Below are 16746 nucleotides of genomic sequence, written 5' to 3'. Positions count from 1 at the left end.
ATGACCGTGACGATCCGCGATGCGAGACCGGAAGACGAAGCGCGCTGGCGCGAACTCTGGAAGGATTACCTCGCCTTTTATGAAGTCACGGTCGATGGGGACATTACCGATTCAACGTGGCGCCGGGTTTTCGATCCGGCGTCGGCAATCTTCATGCGCGTTGCGGAAGTCGACGGAGAGGTGATGGGGTTCACCCTCTCACTGACGCATGAAGGCACATGGATTCGCGGCAAGGACTGCTATCTCGAAGACCTGTTCGTCCACCCAGGCGCCCGCGGCAAAGGGGTCGGCCGGGCGCTTATGGATGACCTGATTTTGCTCTGCAAGCAGTACGGCTGGTCGCGGCTTTACTGGCACACGAACGAACAGAACAAGACGGCACGTGCGCTCTACGACAGCTATGTCGAAAGCGACGGACACATCCGCTATCGCATCAGTTTCTGAGCGGCGGAAATCCCTGGTAGAATTTCGAATGATCGCCTTGCCAATTCGCCATGCCCGGCTTGGTGAGAGTTCCGCGCGGCCGCACATAGCTCTGGATCGCACGCTTTGGCCGCTCGTGCCATTGGATATTAAAGGCCCATAGCTTTGGAAAAAAGCAGAGCGATGCATAGGGCAGATGATCGTGGATCCACCACGCGAGCTTCTGCCAATCTTCCTCATCACGATAAGTATCGATCATCCAGGGTACGACGACACAGGCCGTCGCCCCCATGCAGCCATCGAAATCGCGCATGTCCCAGATATGGTCCGCCGCACTCGAGGCATTGGTCGAGCAATTGAGCTTGTTTTTGTTTCCAAATTCATTGACGGCGGCAGAACGGTAGCCCGAGCGGATGTGCAGCTTGCCGAACGTCGCCTGAAGCGGCTCGAGCAGTTCCTTGCAAAGCCGCCTACCTGCCTCAATTGCAAGATCCGGGTCGTCTGGAATATTTGGAATGCGATAGAAATCGGCGATCTCGGAATGCAGGAAATCGCGGAGGAAGAAATTTTTCGAAAGCCGCGCCCGGCCCAGATCCTCGAGCGATTTCATCGACCCAGGCTTTTTCATGCGTCTCTCCTCCATCCGCCGGCACGAACCTATCCCGTCATCCGGCTCATGCCACCCGGAAATTGCGGGCTCCAGCGGAACAATTTCCAACTAGGTCGCTTCTCTAAGGGTTCACGACTGCGTGACTCCAAAAACGAGAACAAGGATCGAAGAAATGGCCAAGGGAAAGACACTTGAGGATCTCTACTACGACACTCTGAAGGATATCTACTTCGCCGAGCGGCAGATTCTGCGCGCCCTGCCGAAGATGGCCCGCGCTGCTCAGTCCGCCGATCTGAAGACCGGTTTCGAAAAGCACAAGGAAGAAACCGAAGTCCATGTAGAACGCCTGCAGCAGGTGTTCGAGATTGCCGGCAAACGTGCTCAAGGCAAGACGTGCGAAGCAATTCAGGGCATCATCGCTGAGGGCGAAGAGATCATGGAAGAATTCAAGGGGACGGCCGCGGTCGACGCCGGCCTGATCTCTGCGGCGCAGGCCGTGGAGCACTACGAGATCGCCCGTTACGGCACACTGAAGACCTGGGCGCAGAACCTCGGCTACAAGGACGCCGTCGTGCTGTTGGACCAGACCCTGCAGGAAGAAGCGGCAACTGACAAGTTGCTCACGAAACTCGCCGTCACCGCCGCAAACCAGAAAGCGGCCCGCGCAGCTTGACGACAATCCTCTGAAGCAGCCGGTCTTACCGGCTGCTTCAGACTTGGCACGGCTTGCCAAAGAACCGCCCGCCTCTAAATCCTTCAGCGTTATCATGACGCCGATACGGAGGGTGCAAGATATGTCCGAACAGCAGGCAATCGAAGCAGTCGTCCATCTCTACGTCGAAGGCATGACCTTTGCCAACGAAGCCGCATTGCGAAAGGCCTTCCATCCGCAAAGCACAATCATCGGTCACTATGAACATGCGGTCGAATGGCTGACGCGCGACGAATTCATCGCTGCGATCACCGCTGAAGGCGCCGCCCCGCCGGGAACGCAACCGTATATGGATATAACAATGATCGATGTCGCAGGCGATGCCGCGATGGCGAAGGTGACTGACGAATTCGCCGGGATGCGCTTTACCGACTATCTGTCGATGCTGAAGATCGACGGTCGATGGACCATCGTCAACAAGCTCTACTACCTGCATTCCTAGGCGGCGCAGCTTTCACTGATTCAGGCCGGCGCAGCCACCGGCCGGAGTGCCGCCCATCGTATGCTTCGTCAGCTTCGCAGCACACCGCCGGTGAACTTCGTCACGCTCGCCACGATCTTCTGCGTCAAAGCCTCAAAATCCTCGTCCGTCAACGTCCGCTCGACGGGCTGGATCTGCACTTCGATCGCAACCGACTTCTTGCCTTCGCCAAGCGATCCGCCTTCGAAGATGTCGAAGACATTGACGCCGGTGACCAGCTTGCGGTCGGCACCGCTCGCAGCCTTTATGATCGCGCCTGCTTCAACCGCCTTGTCGACGACGAAAGCGAAATCGCGCTTGACGGCCTGGAGGGGCGAAAGCTCCAGCGCCGGCTTGGTGCGTGTCGCCTTCTTCTTCGGCTCGGGCATAGCGTCGATATAGACCTCGAAGCCGCAGAGCGCGCCTGACACATCGAGCGCTTCGAGCGTCGAAGGATGGAATTCGCCGAAATAGCCGAGGACGACCTTCGGACCCATCTTGATGGTGCCGGAACGGCCGGGGTGATACCATTCCGGTCCGCCCTGCTCTATCTGGATGTTGCCCATCGGCAGGCCGCAGGCCTCGATCACCGCCAGCGCATCGGCCTTGGCGTCGAAGACATCGACCGGCTTGCCGCCGCCCTTCAAATTGTTCGACCACATGCGGCCGGCGCCGGTGAGCGACGCCGTGCCGCGGCGAATGCCACCGGCAACACGGCGCTGGCCGTCCGGCCTGTCATTCTCGTAGGTTCCGGAAACTTCGAAGATCGCCACATCGCCGTAGCCCTTGTCGGCGTTTCGCTGCGCAGCCATCAACAAACCCGGCAGGAGCGACGGGCGCATGTCGGACATTTCGGCTGCGATCGGGTTCGCAAGCTTGAGTGCCAGCGAGCCGCCGCCGAAGAGCTTCGCCTGCTCTTCCGAAATGAAGGACCAGGTGACGGCCTCCAGCATGCCGCGCGAGGCGAGCGCCCGCTTGGCCATACGCGTGCGGATCTGCAGTGTCGTCAGAATCTTGCCGTTCACGGCTGCATGGCTTTCCAACGGCGCCGGCTTGATGTTGTCGACGCCGTGGATGCGCATGACTTCCTCAACGAGGTCGGCCTTACCGCCGACGTCCGGACGCCAGGAAGGAACGGCGACCGAGACGCTTTCGCCCGAGCCCGACACCCCGAAGCCGAGGCGGGTCAGGATATCCTTGCTCTCCTCAGTCGAGACTTCAAGGCCGGTCAGGCGCCTGACTTCCCAGTAGGGAAAATCGACGGTCTTCGGCTGATAGCCCTTGTAGCCGACGACATCCGCCTTCGCCGGCGTGCCGCCGCAAAGTTCAAGAACGAGTTCCGTCGTGCGCTCCAGACCGGGAACCATATATTCCGGATCGACGCCGCGCTCGAAGCGATAGCGGGCATCGGTGATGATGCCCAGACCGCGGCCGGACTTGGCGATGTTCATCGGGTCCCAGAGCGCGCATTCGATCAGCACGTCGGTCGTGTTTTCGTCGCAGCCGGAATGCTCGCCGCCCATGATGCCGCCGATCGACTCGATGCCGTCCGCATCGGCGATCACGACATTGTTAGGGCCAAGCTTGTATTCACGCTGGTCGAGCGCCAGCACCGTCTCGCCTTCCCTCGCACGGCGGACGGTCAGATTGCCGCTTACCTTGGCAGCGTCAAAGACGTGCATCGGCCGGCCCTGATCAAAGGTCATGTAGTTGGTGATATCGACCAGCGCATTAATTGGACGCAGACCGATCGCCAGCAGCCGCTGCTGCATCCAGCGCGGGCTCGGACCGTTCCTGACGCCGCGCACGAGGCGGAGCGCAAAACCCGGGCAGAGCTTTTCGTCGTCAAGATCGAGCTTCACCTTGACAGGTGTCTCGCCTTCGACGGCGAAGGACGGCGCAGGCCGCGTCTTCAGCGTGCCGAGACCCGAAGCGGCCAGATCGCGGGCGATGCCGTAAATGCTCGTGCAGTCCGGACGGTTCGGGGTGAGGTTGATCTCGATGACAGGATCGTCGAGATGGGCATAAGCCGCATAGCTGGTCCCAATTGGCGCGTCTTCGGGCAAATCGATAATGCCCTCATGATTGTCAGAAATCATGAGTTCCTTTTCGGAGCACATCATGCCATGGCTTTCGACGCCGCGGATATTGCCGACGGAAAGCGTCACATCGATGCCGGGAACATAGGTGCCCGATGCGGCAAATGCGCCGACGAGGCCCGCCCGCGCATTCGGCGCCCCGCAGACGACCTGGATCGGCGCACCCTTGCCGGTATCGACCGAGAGAACCTTCAGGCGGTCGGCCTGTGGATGTTTCTCAGCGGAGAGAACCTTGGCGATGATGAAAGGCCTGAAGGCCGCCTTGTCATCGACACCTTCGACCTCCAGCCCGATCATCGTCAGGCGCGTGCAGATTTCATCGAGGGTGGCATCCGTTTCCAGATGATCCTTCAGCCAGGAGAGCGTGAATTTCATGATCTCAATCCTCCCTTACACGCTCAAGCCGCCGAACAGCGTCGGCATGTCGAGCGGGCGGAAGCCATAGTGGGTCATCCAGCGGACATCGGCGTTGAAGAAGTCGCGCAGGTCGGGCATGCCGTATTTCAACATAGCGATGCGGTCGAGGCCCATGCCCCAGGCAAAGCCCTGATATTCGTCCGGGTCGAGACCGCCATAGCGCAGCACGTTAGGATGGACCATGCCACAGCCGAGGATTTCCATCCAATCCGTTCCCTCGCCGAATTTGACGATCGGGCCTGAGCGGTCGCATTGGATATCGACTTCAAAGGACGGCTCAGTGAACGGGAAGAAGGACGGGCGGAAACGCATCGTCACGCTGTCGACCTCGAAGAAGGCCTTGCAGAACTCTTCGAGCACCCAGCGCATATTGGCGACATTCGCCTTGGTGTCGATCACCAGTCCCTCGACCTGATGGAACATCGGCGAATGGGTCGCGTCCGAATCCTGACGATAGGTCTTGCCAGGGATGATGATGCGGATCGGCGGCTTCTGCGCTTCCATGGTGCGCACCTGTACGGGCGAGGTGTGCGTACGCAGCACTTTTCGCTCGCCGTTCTCATCCGGTTGGAAGAAGAAGGTATCGTGCATTTCGCGGGCTGGGTGGCCTTCGGGGAAATTCAGCGCCGTGAAATTGTAATAGTCGGTCTCGACATCCGGACCTTCGGCGATCGAGAAGCCCATGTCGCCGAAGATCGCGGTGATTTCGTCGACGATCTGGCTGATCGGGTGAATGCGGCCGCGCTCGGCGGGCGAGGAGCGGACCGGCAGGCTGATGTCGACCGTCTCGGCCTTCAGGCGGGCATTGACCGCCGCTTCCTTGAGCGTCGCCTTGCGAGCGGCAAGCGCATCTGCGACCTCATTCTTGAGGACGTTGATTGCAACGCCCTTGGTCTGGCGCTCTTCAGGCGACATCGTGCCGAGCGTCTTCAGGAGCTCGGAAACGGAGCCCTTTTTCCCGAGGGCCGAAAGGCGCACGGCTTCGAGTGCCGGTTCGTCGTTGGCGGCAACAATTTCCGCAAGCAGCGATGATTTGAGCTGGTCGATATCTGACATCGTCAATTCTTTCCGTCCGGGATCAGGCGGGCAATCGGAGGCTGGTTAGAACCGGCCGGGCAAGCAATAGAGAGAAAGAAAAACCCGCGCCAGCCCAAACCAGCGCGGGTTTCCCAAAATTCAAAAAGCGTCAAGCTTGGGAAGCGCTGGTTAACGAACCGCGCTTTCAAACTCGTTCTTCGTACCGGCATCCTTGAGGTACTCGAGGGCCTTCTTGGAGGCTGCGACGAGCGTGCCGAATGCTTCCGGCTCATGGATCGCCATGTCGGAGAGGACCTTGCGGTCGACCTCGATGCCAGCCTTGTTCAGGCCGTCGATGAAGCGGCCGTAAGTAAGGCCGAATTCGCGGACGGCAGCGTTGATGCGCTGGATCCAAAGCGCGCGGAAATTGCGCTTGTTAACCTTGCGGTCGCGGTAGGCGTACTGCTTGGCGCGATCGACGGCAGCCTTGGCGGTACGGATGGTGTTCTTGCGGCGGCCGTAGAAGCCCTTTGCTGCCTTCAGAACTTTCTTGTGCTTGGCATGGGCTGTAACGCCTCTTTTTACACGTGCCATTTCATGATCTCCTTAATCTAAAGCGTTCGCGGAATAGTCTTAGAGACCGTTCGGCAGGTAGTTCTTCACAACCTTGCGGCCATCGGGTTCTGCGAGAACCATCGTGCCACGTGCGTCGCGAATGAACTTGTTGGTACGCTTGATCATGCCATGGCGCTTGCCAGCAGCAGCGGCCTTGACCTTGCCGGTCGCGGTAATTTTGAACCGCTTCTTGGCCGAGGACTTCGTCTTCATCTTGGGCATTTTGCTACTCCGTTTCTATCCTCCCTGCGCGCTTCTTCAAAAAAGCCCTCCTGCGATGTCCGGTCTTCCGGCCGTCGCAACAAGGTGCGGGAGCGTTTGTTGTTGATCTGCGGCATGGCGACGAGACCGTCCCGCAAGCATTCGAAACTGCCACGGCATGCCCTGCCGGTCAGTTCGGACGCGCGCTTATACCCGCAGCGCCGCGAAAGTGCAACGGGGCAGACGAGGATTCTTCAGGCGCGCTGAAAAACACAAAAGCCGCCCTTACAGACGGCTTTGATGCATTGATGAGGGCCGCTCACTTCGGCGCGAGCACCATCATCATCTGGCGGCCTTCAAGCTTCGGTTCGGCTTCGACCTTTGCAAATTCCAGTGTGTCGGCCTTGACCTGCTGCAGAAGCTTCATGCCGAGTTCCTGGTGGGCCATTTCGCGGCCACGGAACTTCAGCGTCACCTTCACCTTGTCGCCTTCCTCAAAGAAGCGGCCCATAGCCTTCATCTTCACCTCATAATCATGGGTGTCGATGTTCGGACGCATCTTGATTTCTTTGACTTCGACAATCTTCTGCTTCTTGCGCGCCTCGGAGGCCTTCTTCTGGTTGGCGTACTTCAGCTTGCCCAGATCGAGAATCTTGCACACAGGCGGTTCGGCGTTGGGAGAAATTTCCACAAGGTCGAGGCCGGCTTCTTCAGCCATTCTCAAGGCCTGATCGGTGGGCACCACGCCCAAATTCTGTCCTTCAGCATCAATCAACTGAACCTTAGGAATACGGATTTCCCGGTTCGAACGCGGCCCTTCCTTCACGGGCGCGTCGGTTTTAAAAGGTCTGCGAATGGTCGTACTCTCCTCGAGTTGTTTCAGATCGCAGCTTCGCGCTCCATTGGGGCGCAACGAAGTCTCGCTATCGCTGCGATGTCGTCAATAACACGCTTTAGCGGAAAAATCACCTGCTGTCAGCCTATCGAGAATCTGTTTTATAGGCACGAACAATGGGAGTTTGTGCTTATGTCCGAAGCAACAGCCATATCCGAGCCGCAGTTCCTGACGGTGGGCGAAGGCGACGCGGAGCGAAAGATCGCTTTCATCATTCGTCAAGCCGCCTCGAACGATCGCGGCCCGACCTTCGTCTGGCTCTCCGGCTATCGGTCGGACATGAGCGGCACAAAGGCGATAGAGCTCGATCGGCTGGCCGGCGAACTCGGACTTGCCTGCATCCGCCTCGACTATTCGGGGCATGGACTTTCCAGTGGAGAGTTTAAGGATGGAACGATTTCCCGCTGGCTGGAAGAAGCGCTCGCCGTCCTCCTCCATGCAAGACCCGAACGCGTCATCATCGTCGGTTCCTCCATGGGCGGATGGATTGCGTTGCGGCTGGCGCAGGAACTTGCAAAGTTGGAGGGGACGCCAAAGCTCGACGGTATGGTGCTGATCGCGCCGGCACCCGACTTCACATCGGACCTCATCGAGCCGCATCTGAGGAAAAAGGATCGCGCCTCGCTTGCCGAACGCGGCTTTTTCGAAGAAAAGTCCGACTATAGCCCGGAGCCCAACATTTACACCCGTGCACTTCTGGAAGACGGCCGCCAAAACCGGGTTCTGACCGGCATCATCAACACAGGCTGCCCGGTGCATGTCCTGCAGGGCATGAAAGATCCGGACGTTCCCTACAGTCACGCCATGAAGCTGGTTGAACACCTACCCGCCGACAATGTCGTGTTGACCTTCATTCGCGATGGCGACCATCGGCTTTCACGACCGCAGGATATCGAGCGGATACTATCTGCCGCTAAAGGCCTCATTCGTTAGTCGAAGCAGGCGCCTGCCGCCTCCACCAGAGTTCGAGACCGGGCCCGGCTGTAAACCGCCGGTTGTGTGGCATTTTAACCATGTCGGGTTGTTAGGGCAGCCCTTCGAGAAGTAATGATTGACTCCTCAACGCCCTCTCCGTTAACTCTTTGTTAACAAATACAAGGGCGATGCAGGGAAACGGGCGTGCGGATCAAGGGTTACTTGATGGTCATGATGGCCATGTTTGCGATGTCTTCGGCCGCATTACCGGCCCCCACAAGAAACCTCTCGATGGTTACCGGCGGCGCCACCTCGCAGCCAATCGGCCATTATGATTTCTGCCAGTTGCACCGGATCGAATGCGGTGCGGACCGCAACGCAGGGCCGGCGGAAATGAATGGCGAGAAGTGGGCTCTTGTCCGCTCGGTCAATTCCACCGTCAACAGCACCATCACCCCGATGACGGACAAGGAAATCTACGGCAAGGACGAAATCTGGGCTTATCCGACAACGGCGGGCGACTGTGAAGATTTTGCACTCCTGAAGCGCCGCATCCTGATCCAGCGCGGCTTTGAGCCGGCAAACCTTCTGATGACGGTGGTGCGTAAACCGGATGGCGAAGGCCATGCCGTGCTGACGCTTCGCACAGCAGAAGGCGACTTCATTCTCGACAACCTCGCTTCGAGCGTGAAGCCCTGGTTCGACACGGCTTATTCCTTCGTCAAGCGCCAGTCGAGCTACAATGCCGGCCGCTGGGTAACGATCGAAAACGGCCGCGACGTCCTGGTCGGCGCTCTGAAGTAAGAAATTCAACCTTCAGCACTAAGGCCTGCGACCGTCGGCCGCTTTATGAGACTTTGTTTGCCGCATGGTCTCCCGCCCTTCGCTTGAGTTCAAGACGTTCGGCGCTGCAATCGTGTCACTGGGGTCGATTGCTTCGGCTGCGCGCCGGACCGGCGCCTCACCCATTGCCGATCAGGATGCCGGCAGCTAGCACAAGGCCTCCGCCGACCACGACCTGGAAGGCGGCGCGCAGAAATGGCGTTTCCATATATCTGTTCTGGATGAACGCGATCGCCCAGAGCTCGAAAAAGACGATGACGACAGCAGTGATCGTCGCGGTCCAGAATTGCGGAATGAGATAGGGCAGTGCGTGGCCGAGACCGCCGAGCGTTGTCATGATGCCGCAGGCGAGACCACGCTTGATTGGCGAACCGCGCCCGGAAATCTTGCCGTCGTCATGCGCAGCTTCGGTGAAGCCCATCGATATACCCGCGCCTACCGAGGCCGAGAGGCCGACGAGGAAGGTCTGCCACGTATCCTGCGTCGCAAAGGCGGCGGCAAAGATCGGCGCCAGCGTCGAGACCGAACCATCCATCAAGCCTGCAAGGCCGGGCTGCACATAGGTGAGCACGAATTGCCGCCGCGCCGTATCGTCCTCGGCGTCTTTTACGCCCTCCGGCGTATGTTTGTCGCCGAGCATCCTGGCAATGTCTTCGTGACCCTGTTCGGCGAGCGCGAGATCGCCGAGAAGCTGGCGCGTCGAGGCATCCGAAGTCTGCTTTGCCGCCTCGACGTAGAAGCGATAAGCCTGCTCCTCCATCGTCTCGGCTTCCTGCCGCACTGCTTCCAACGACAGGTTCATGCGCAGCCAATCCGGCTTGCGCTCATAAAAGCCCTGCACATGCTCGCGGCGAATTAACGGAATGCGTTCGCCGAAACGCTGCCGATGTATCTCGATCAGCGACTTGCGGTGCGTATTTTCGACTTCCGCCATGTCCTCGAGGACCTGCGCCGAGGCGGGATAAGCGGCCTTCAGCTGGTCGGCATAGGCACGATAGATGCGGGCGTCGTCCTCTTCGGAGGCAATCGCTAGCGCCAGAATTTCCTGTTCCGACAATGATTTGAATGAACGTTTGGACGACCTGAAAAACCGCGGCAGCATAACAATAGCTCCATTTTAGAACTATTCTAAATCTAAACAGCGCACCGCAAGGCGTCAAGCATCGGGCGGTTGATCCCGACAGATTGCCGCAAGACGGATTGTGGACTTCAGTTGGAAGCGGCAGGTGCCTATATGAGGCGTGCCGCAACAAATCGACCATGGGTCTGAGATGAATAGTGAATTGCAAGGCCGGGCGGCGCATGCCGCCGCAATCCGCCAGCGAGCGGAAACGGAAATGAATGCGATGGGCATCGACAATGCCTTCATCGACAGGCTGGTCGAGACTTTCTACGGCCGCGTCCTTGCGCATCCCGAACTCGGCCCGGTTTTTGACGCCCGGCTTTCCGGCCGCTGGCCGGAGCACATGGCGAAGATGAAGAGCTTCTGGTCGTCCGTCGCATTCCGCAGCGGCGCCTACGGCGGGAAGCCGGTGCAAGCACATGTCGGTGTTGCAAACATGACGCCGGCTCTCTTTCCGCAATGGCTGGAGCTCTTTGCCGCAACGCTCGACGATATCGCCCCGAATGCCGCGGTAAAGGCCTGGTTCATGGCGACAGCGGAACGCATCGCGAAGAGTTTGACGCTATCGCTATTCTACAACCCCGCACTCGACGATCCGGCGCGCAAGCCCGGCTAAGCTTTTTCCGTCGAAAAGGTCGCACTTGCACTCGCCGCAACGACCAGCGCGGTCCCGAGCATCTGCAACAGCGTCATGGGCTGCGCAAGGATGAGGAAGCCTGCGAGCGCACCGATTGCTGGTTCCAAGCTCATGAGGATGCCGAACGCGGCCGTCGACATCCGCCGTAACGCAATCATTTCCAGGGTATAGGGCAGGAGCGGAACGAGGATCGCCAGACCTGCCATCTCGACGAGACCGTAGCCATCGAGGTTCGGCGCGGCCCCGGCAAAGCCGAAGGGCGTCGCCACCACCGCTGCCACGATCAGCGACATGGAGAGGCCCTCGAGCCCCTTGAACGCCGCTCCGACCTTTTTCGTCAGCATGATATAGCATGCCCAGCCCGCGCCGGCGCCGAAGGCAAAGAGTACGCCGGGCAGATTGCCGACCCATTGCTCGCCATCATAGGCGAGGAAGAGAACACCGGCTGCGGCGATCACCGGCCAGATCAGGCGCCGCGTCAGGCCATAACCGAACGTCGCGACGGAAAGCGGACCAAGAAAATCGATCGCGACCGCAAGCCCCAAAGGAATTCGCTCGATCGCCGCGAAGAAGGACATGGTCATTAGCGCTGTCGTCGTGCCGAGAACCAGTGCGCCGATCCATTGCTCGCGGCTGTAGCGCAGCAATGGCGGACGAACGGCGATTGCAAGGATGACTGCCGCGAAGGCAAGCCGCAGCCAGGAGGCACCGGCCGATCCATAGGCTGCGATCGCGCCGGAAGAGAATGCCGCACCAAACTGAATGGACGACATCGACAGCAGGCACATAAGTGCACCGGCCGCAACCCCGCCGGAAAATGCGGGCGCTGCTGCCGTTAACGCAACGGCACTGCCGTTTGCCGCTGGTTCGCCCGTCTCCTGATCCATTTCCCGCTCCTGATTTGCACCCCTGATACGAACACAATCGCAGAGCGGCAAATGCAAACTTCTGATCCGAACATAAGCGGTGCTTTATGAACCGAGACGCTAAAGCGCCAGCCTGGTTTCGAGCACCTCTTCAGCCTCGCCGGGGCTCATGCCAAAAACTTTCTTGCCGATCTCAAAGCTGAATCCATTCCGGGCGAAAGCTGAAAGCTCCTTCACCTTTCGCTTCTCATCAAGATCGCCACGCCGGAACGGACCAAAGGCGCGCTTGCGGGCGAAGACGACGGCGGCGAACAGATCGTCTGCATTCTCGAGCGCGGTATCGACGATATCGCTTGCCACCCCTTTCGAGGAGAGTTTCTGCGCGATGATCCGTTTCGACTTGCCGCCGCGTACCGCCGAGCGGGTGCTCACCGCAGCATAGGCGACGTCGTCCAGAGCCTCCTGGTCATAGGCGAATTTGACGGCCGAGTCGGCAAGCGCCTTCAGCTGCGCCGGACTGATGTCTTCGAACTTCTGCTTCGCCTTTCGCGTGATCGCATCGAAGAGCTGTTTTTCCGTCATCATCCGGCGCTCGAGGCGATAGATCGTCGAGTTGCGTGCCCAGGAGAGCATGCGCGGCGTCGGAACATCGGATTGCTGATTTTGGTCGTTCATCGAAGGCTTCTACGCCTCCAGCCCTTTCAGCATATTGGCGACGTTGAGGCCGATTTCCGTCACGCCATAGCCGCCCTCCATGCAGGTCAGGACTGGAAGGCCCGCCTTGGCGATCAACGCGCCCATGCGTGTGAAATCATCGGAAGTCAGCTTGAAGAAGGAGATCGGATCGCGTTCGAAGGTATCGACGCCGAGCGAGACGACGATGGCTTCGGCGCCAAAAGCCTTGATGCGCGCAAGCGAATCCGCAACCGCTGCCGACCATGCAGCCCAGGCCGTGCCGCGCGGCAGCGGGTAGTTCGCATTGCAGTTTTCGCCGTCGCCCTCACCGGTTTCATCGGCATAGCCCCAGAAATAGGGAAAGGCATTGGCGGGTTCGCCGTGCAGCGACGCAAAGAAGATGTCGCCGCGGCGGTAGGTGATGTCCTGCGTGCCGTTGCCGTGATGGAAATCGACATCGAGGATCGCAACCTTCTTTGCGCCGATATCCAGCAGGCGTTGTGCCGCGACGGCGGCGTTGTTGATGAAGCAATAGCCGCCGAAGAGATCGATGCCCGCATGATGGCCGGGAGGCCGGCAAAGCGAGAAGGCGAACCGGTTTCCGGCATTTAGCCAATCGGCGCCGGTGATCGCGCATTGCATCGAGGCGACGGCCGCCTCGTAGGTGCCGCTGGTGATCGAGGTTTCCGTGGCATTGGCGTAATAGCCGAGCATTCCGTCGATATCGTTCGGCACGCGCTGCGTTGCGCGGCGCACCGGCAGCGAGGTCGGGATCGCCTCGCCCGCGGCCCCGCTCGCCTGCCACAAAGTCCAGGCCTTCGACAGGAAATCGAGATAGCCGGCGTCATGCAATTTCAGAGCGGTTTCCAGTCCATGCCGTTCCGGCGCAACAACATCCGAAAAGCCCACCTCTTTGACTGCCTTTAGGATCCACTCTGCGCGAAACGGTCCTTCGAACGGCGTCACCAGCAGACCGCCATGCAGCTCTGTCTTCGCATCGCGCAGCTTGTGGTCTTCGGAATAAATGACGCGCACCGGCTTCTCCCTGATTTGTTTTGTTGGATAAGGCGCGGCGGATGCACGCCTTGTCAATGGTTCAGGGAACGATGCGCTTGTAGAACAGCGTCGTTGCGCAATAGCCGCCTTCCGGCCACATCGCATAATCCGGGATGACGCCGGCGCGCGCCCAGCCGAGTCGCGGATAGATTGCCTCCGCTTCGCTGCCGGTTGCTGTGTCGAGCACCAGCAGGCGCTTGCCATGTTTTGCGGCTTCGTGTTCGATCGCCTCCATCAGCAGCCGTGCCATACCCTTGCCACGTGCAGAACGATGCACGAGCAGCTTCTTCAAATCGCCACGGTGCGGCTGGTTCGGCATCGAGGCAAATCCGACCTGCACCGTCCCGACGATCTTTCCGTCGATCTCAGCCACGGCGAGCAGGTTGACGCCCGCCTCGACCGTTTCTGCGACGCTCCTCCAATAGGGCTCGGCGTCGGCCGCCGTATAAGGCTGCATGAAGCCGACTGAGGCGCCGCCCTCCACGCAGTCGACGAGTATCTCGCAAAGTTCCGGAATAGCCGCATTGGCCTGTTGTGCATCAAGAATACGAATGACGGTCACGGTCTCTCCTGAAATCAAATCAGCGGGTGCTACGGTTGAGCACGACGCAATAGCGGGCGGGTTTGCTGGTGGGATTGCGGAAGACATGCCCCTCCCCGACCGGCATGAAGAGGCAATCGCCGGGCAAAAGGTGATGCACCGTTTCGCCAGTGGTCATCTCCATTTCGCCTTCGAACACCCAGACGTGCTGGGTCATGCCGTGGCTTGCCGTATGCGGCGGAAACCTGACGCAGGCGCCCGCAGGGAACTCGACGTCGACGATATCGACCTCGGACGACGTTGCGGGTGGCGAGACGGAGCGGCGCAGATAACCGGTTTCCGGATCGCGCCAGACCTGCTGCTCGTGGCGTCTTGCAAGTGGCGAGGCCTGCCTTTCATCGGCAAAGAAGGCTGAAAGCGAAAGCCCGAGCGCGGCACAGACCCTTGCAAGCAGCGAGGCCGTCGGGCTCGCCTCCGCCCGCTCGATGCGCGAGATCATCGCGCGGCTGACGCCGGAGGCATTGGCAAGGTCATCCAGCGTCAGGCCCTTTTCGATCCTGAGCTTGCGGATGCGAATGCCGATCGCCGTTTCGAGTTCCTGTTCCATCTGTTCGATCCATTGATTCTACTATAAGAGAAATGCATGGTCTGATAATGGAATCAAGTGGTTTTTAATCACCGCCTGTGACGCGCATTTTATCCTAAACGGAGTCCTGCTTTTCCGCTTTGCGGCGGGGGGCGGCACTGCTATATGGCGCGCATGAGCACCAATCCGACGACTCCGCTGTCCCACATCCGCAATTTCTCGATCGTGGCCCATATCGACCACGGCAAATCGACGCTTGCCGACCGCCTGATCCAGACGACCGGCGGCCTCGCCGAGCGCGAAATGTCCGAGCAGGTGCTGGACAACATGGACATCGAGCGCGAGCGCGGCATCACCATCAAAGCGCAAACCGTGCGCCTGCACTACAAGGCGGATGACGGCGAGACCTACATCCTGAACCTGATCGACACCCCCGGACACGTCGACTTCGCCTACGAAGTCTCACGCTCGCTCTCGGCCTGCGAAGGCTCGCTGCTAGTCGTTGACGCGTCCCAGGGCGTGGAGGCGCAGACGCTTGCCAATGTCTACCAGGCGATCGACAACAACCACGAGCTCGTCACCGTCCTTAACAAGATCGACCTACCGGCGGCAGAACCTGAGCGCATCAAGGAGCAGATCGAGGAAGTGATCGGCATCGACGCTTCCGACGCGGTACTGATATCTGCCAAGACCGGTCTCGGCATTCCGGCTGTGCTGGAAGCGATCGTCCACAAGCTGCCGGCACCGAAGAGCCCGGGCGGCGAAAAGGCGCCGCTGAAGGCACTGCTCGTCGATAGCTGGTACGACGCCTATCTCGGCGTCATGGTTCTGGTGCGCGTCATTGATGGCGTACTGACAAAGGGCCAGACAATTCGCATGATGGGCACCGATGCCAAGTATCAGGTGGAGCGCGTCGGCGTGCTGACGCCGAAGATGGTCAATGTGGATTCTCTCGGTCCTGGCGAGATCGGTTTTATCACCGGCAGCATCAAGGAAGTGGCCGACACCCGCGTCGGCGATACGATCACCGAGGACAAGCGGCCGACTGCGGAAGCGCTGCCGGGCTTCAAGCCGGCCCAGCCCGTCGTCTTCTGCGGCCTCTTCCCGGTCGATGCTGCCGATTTCGAAGATCTGCGCGCCGCGATGGGCAAGCTGCGCCTCAACGACGCCTCCTTCTCCTTCGAGATGGAATCTTCCGCAGCCCTCGGCTTCGGCTTCCGCTGCGGCTTCCTCGGATTGCTTCATCTCGAAATCATCCAGGAACGCCTGGAACGCGAATTCGACCTCGACCTCATCGCAACCGCGCCTTCCGTCGTCTACAAGATGTACATGACCGACGGTACGGAGCGCGAGCTGCACAATCCGGCCGACATGCCCGATGTCGTGAAAATCGCCGAAATCCACGAACCCTGGATCAGAGCCACGATCCTGACGCCGGACGATTATCTCGGCGGCATCCTGAAGCTCTGCCAGGACCGGCGTGGCATCCAGATCGAACTTACCTATGTCGGCACGCGCGCAATGCTGACTTACGATCTGCCGCTCAATGAAGTTGTCTTCGATTTCTACGACCGGCTGAAGTCGATTTCGAAGGGCTACGCCTCCTTCGACTATGCGTTGACCGACCACCGCGAAGGAAACCTCGTGAAGATGTCGATCCTCGTCAACGGCGAACCGGTCGACGCGCTGTCGATGATGGTGCACCGGACGGCGGCTGAAAAGCGCGGCCGCGACATGTGCGAGAAGCTCAAGGAGCTGATCCCGAAGCACATGTTCAAGATCCCGATCCAGGCCGCGATCGGCGGCAACGTGATTGCCCGCGAAACCATCTCAGCGCTGCGCAAAGACGTGACCGCCAAGTGCTACGGCGGCGACGCCACCCGCAAGCGCAAGCTGCTCGACAAGCAGAAGGCCGGCAAGAAGCGCATGCGCCAGTTCGGCAAGGTAGAAATCCCACAGGAGGCGTTCATCGCGGCGCTGAAGATGGGCGACGAGTAAATCCTTTTCCCTTCCGAAGTTATGCGCAATTTTCTGCGCATAACTTCGGAGGACTAT

19 protein-coding genes are annotated in these 16746 nt (G+C 59.6%); 7 read left to right on the top strand and 12 right to left on the bottom strand.

The window, feature by feature from the left end; genetic code table 11:
* The gene (locus ISN39_RS20525; protein WP_194728689.1) at positions 1–444 is read left to right on the top strand and encodes a GNAT family N-acetyltransferase; all 444 of its coding nucleotides are present in this window, start codon (positions 1–3) and stop codon (positions 442–444) included.
* On the opposite strand, the gene ISN39_RS20520 is transcribed toward ISN39_RS20525, so the two are convergent.
* On the bottom strand, positions 434–1051 hold the full coding sequence (locus ISN39_RS20520) for a hypothetical protein (protein WP_194728688.1): 618 nt from the start codon (positions 1049–1051) through the stop codon (positions 434–436). The genes ISN39_RS20525 and ISN39_RS20520 overlap by 11 nt on opposite strands.
* 154 nt (positions 1052–1205) lie before the next feature.
* Between ISN39_RS20520 and ISN39_RS20515 the strand changes: the two genes are divergently transcribed.
* Together ISN39_RS20515 and ISN39_RS20510 are read left to right on the top strand one after the other, a co-directional pair.
* Positions 1206–1706, top strand: a complete 501-nt coding sequence (locus ISN39_RS20515; RefSeq protein ID WP_074070119.1) for a ferritin-like domain-containing protein — start codon at positions 1206–1208, stop codon at positions 1704–1706.
* A 121-nt stretch (positions 1707–1827) separates the two neighbouring features.
* Complete coding sequence (locus ISN39_RS20510) at positions 1828–2187, top strand: nuclear transport factor 2 family protein (RefSeq protein WP_039843611.1); 360 nt, start codon at positions 1828–1830, stop codon at positions 2185–2187.
* A gap of 68 nt (positions 2188–2255) precedes the next feature.
* On the opposite strand, the gene pheT is transcribed toward ISN39_RS20510, so the two are convergent.
* From pheT to infC, 5 genes are all read right to left on the bottom strand, one after another.
* Positions 2256–4679, bottom strand: coding sequence for a phenylalanine--tRNA ligase subunit beta (gene pheT, locus ISN39_RS20505; protein ID WP_194728687.1), 2424 nt, complete (start codon positions 4677–4679; stop codon positions 2256–2258).
* A 15-nt stretch (positions 4680–4694) separates the two neighbouring features.
* A complete protein-coding gene (pheS, locus tag ISN39_RS20500) occupies positions 4695–5777 on the bottom strand; it encodes a phenylalanine--tRNA ligase subunit alpha (RefSeq protein WP_074066306.1) in 1083 nt (360 codons plus the stop codon).
* Positions 5778–5927: 150 nt separating this feature from the next.
* Complete coding sequence (rplT, locus tag ISN39_RS20495; RefSeq protein ID WP_074066305.1) at positions 5928–6332, bottom strand: 50S ribosomal protein L20; 405 nt, start codon at positions 6330–6332, stop codon at positions 5928–5930.
* A gap of 39 nt (positions 6333–6371) precedes the next feature.
* Entirely contained in the window at positions 6372–6575 is a 204-nt protein-coding gene (gene rpmI / locus ISN39_RS20490; protein ID WP_004108077.1) for a 50S ribosomal protein L35, read from the bottom strand.
* A 298-nt stretch (positions 6576–6873) separates the two neighbouring features.
* Positions 6874–7410 (bottom strand): translation initiation factor IF-3, encoded by a 537-nt coding sequence (gene infC, locus ISN39_RS20485; protein WP_074063010.1) that lies wholly within the window; start codon positions 7408–7410, stop codon positions 6874–6876.
* A gap of 171 nt (positions 7411–7581) precedes the next feature.
* On the opposite strand from infC, the gene ISN39_RS20480 reads away from it, so the two are divergent.
* Positions 7582–8382 (top strand): alpha/beta hydrolase, encoded by an 801-nt coding sequence (locus ISN39_RS20480; RefSeq protein WP_194728686.1) that lies wholly within the window; start codon positions 7582–7584, stop codon positions 8380–8382.
* Positions 8383–8568: 186 nt separating this feature from the next.
* Entirely contained in the window at positions 8569–9168 is a 600-nt protein-coding gene (locus ISN39_RS20475) for a transglutaminase-like cysteine peptidase (protein WP_194728685.1), read from the top strand.
* Between the two features lie 157 nt (positions 9169–9325).
* Here ISN39_RS20475 and mbfA read toward each other — a convergent pair whose 3' ends face one another.
* Positions 9326–10309 carry an iron exporter MbfA gene (mbfA, locus tag ISN39_RS20470; RefSeq protein ID WP_194728684.1) on the bottom strand — a complete coding sequence of 328 codons (984 nt, stop codon included), beginning with the start codon at positions 10307–10309 and terminating at the stop codon, positions 9326–9328.
* Positions 10310–10478: 169 nt separating this feature from the next.
* Here mbfA and ISN39_RS20465 point away from each other — a divergent pair, with 169 nt between their 5' ends.
* On the top strand, positions 10479–10946 hold the full coding sequence (locus ISN39_RS20465; RefSeq protein ID WP_194728683.1) for a truncated hemoglobin: 468 nt from the start codon (positions 10479–10481) through the stop codon (positions 10944–10946).
* On the opposite strand, the gene ISN39_RS20460 is transcribed toward ISN39_RS20465, so the two are convergent.
* The 5 genes from ISN39_RS20460 to ISN39_RS20440 all read right to left on the bottom strand — a co-directional run bounded on the left by ISN39_RS20460 (position 10943) and on the right by ISN39_RS20440 (position 14712).
* Positions 10943–11854, bottom strand: coding sequence for an EamA family transporter (locus ISN39_RS20460; RefSeq protein WP_194728682.1), 912 nt, complete (start codon positions 11852–11854; stop codon positions 10943–10945). The genes ISN39_RS20465 and ISN39_RS20460 overlap by 4 nt on opposite strands.
* A gap of 99 nt (positions 11855–11953) precedes the next feature.
* On the bottom strand, positions 11954–12508 hold the full coding sequence (recX, locus tag ISN39_RS20455; protein ID WP_194728681.1) for a recombination regulator RecX: 555 nt from the start codon (positions 12506–12508) through the stop codon (positions 11954–11956).
* Positions 12509–12517: 9 nt separating this feature from the next.
* Positions 12518–13543, bottom strand: coding sequence for a histone deacetylase family protein (locus ISN39_RS20450; RefSeq protein WP_194728680.1), 1026 nt, complete (start codon positions 13541–13543; stop codon positions 12518–12520).
* A 61-nt stretch (positions 13544–13604) separates the two neighbouring features.
* The gene (locus ISN39_RS20445; RefSeq protein ID WP_194728679.1) at positions 13605–14126 is read right to left on the bottom strand and encodes a GNAT family N-acetyltransferase; all 522 of its coding nucleotides are present in this window, start codon (positions 14124–14126) and stop codon (positions 13605–13607) included.
* A gap of 19 nt (positions 14127–14145) precedes the next feature.
* A complete protein-coding gene (locus ISN39_RS20440; protein WP_194728678.1) occupies positions 14146–14712 on the bottom strand; it encodes an XRE family transcriptional regulator in 567 nt (188 codons plus the stop codon).
* A 144-nt stretch (positions 14713–14856) separates the two neighbouring features.
* Here ISN39_RS20440 and lepA point away from each other — a divergent pair, with 144 nt between their 5' ends.
* A complete protein-coding gene (lepA, locus tag ISN39_RS20435) occupies positions 14857–16689 on the top strand; it encodes a translation elongation factor 4 (RefSeq protein WP_022713345.1) in 1833 nt (610 codons plus the stop codon).
* Positions 16690–16746: the final 57 nt, after the last annotated feature.

Origin of the sequence: Rhizobium sp. 007, assembly GCF_015353075.1 — a bacterium.
Lineage (GTDB): Bacteria > Pseudomonadota > Alphaproteobacteria > Rhizobiales > Rhizobiaceae > Rhizobium.
The sequence above is the reverse complement of the archived record's forward strand: the minus strand, read 5'-3'. Positions and strand labels throughout refer to the sequence as shown.

Excerpts from the sequence above, each read along its gene's own strand:
- ISN39_RS20525 (WP_194728689.1), top strand. The coding sequence starts at position 1 with ATGACCGTGACGATCCGCGATGCGAGACCGGAAGACGAAGCGCGCTGG.
- ISN39_RS20520 (WP_194728688.1), bottom strand. The coding sequence starts at position 1,051 with ATGAAAAAGCCTGGGTCGATGAAATCGCTCGAGGATCTGGGCCGGGCG.
- ISN39_RS20515 (WP_074070119.1), top strand. The coding sequence starts at position 1,206 with ATGGCCAAGGGAAAGACACTTGAGGATCTCTACTACGACACTCTGAAG.
- ISN39_RS20510 (WP_039843611.1), top strand. The coding sequence starts at position 1,828 with ATGTCCGAACAGCAGGCAATCGAAGCAGTCGTCCATCTCTACGTCGAA.
- pheT (WP_194728687.1), bottom strand. The coding sequence starts at position 4,679 with ATGAAATTCACGCTCTCCTGGCTGAAGGATCATCTGGAAACGGATGCC.
- pheS (WP_074066306.1), bottom strand. The coding sequence starts at position 5,777 with ATGTCAGATATCGACCAGCTCAAATCATCGCTGCTTGCGGAAATTGTT.
- rplT (WP_074066305.1), bottom strand. The coding sequence starts at position 6,332 with ATGGCACGTGTAAAAAGAGGCGTTACAGCCCATGCCAAGCACAAGAAA.
- rpmI (WP_004108077.1), bottom strand. The coding sequence starts at position 6,575 with ATGCCCAAGATGAAGACGAAGTCCTCGGCCAAGAAGCGGTTCAAAATT.
- ISN39_RS20480 (WP_194728686.1), top strand. The coding sequence starts at position 7,582 with ATGTCCGAAGCAACAGCCATATCCGAGCCGCAGTTCCTGACGGTGGGC.
- mbfA (WP_194728684.1), bottom strand. The coding sequence starts at position 10,309 with ATGCTGCCGCGGTTTTTCAGGTCGTCCAAACGTTCATTCAAATCATTG.
- ISN39_RS20465 (WP_194728683.1), top strand. The coding sequence starts at position 10,479 with ATGAATAGTGAATTGCAAGGCCGGGCGGCGCATGCCGCCGCAATCCGC.
- ISN39_RS20460 (WP_194728682.1), bottom strand. The coding sequence starts at position 11,854 with ATGGATCAGGAGACGGGCGAACCAGCGGCAAACGGCAGTGCCGTTGCG.
- recX (WP_194728681.1), bottom strand. The coding sequence starts at position 12,508 with ATGAACGACCAAAATCAGCAATCCGATGTTCCGACGCCGCGCATGCTC.
- ISN39_RS20440 (WP_194728678.1), bottom strand. The coding sequence starts at position 14,712 with ATGGAACAGGAACTCGAAACGGCGATCGGCATTCGCATCCGCAAGCTC.
- lepA (WP_022713345.1), top strand. The coding sequence starts at position 14,857 with ATGGCGCGCATGAGCACCAATCCGACGACTCCGCTGTCCCACATCCGC.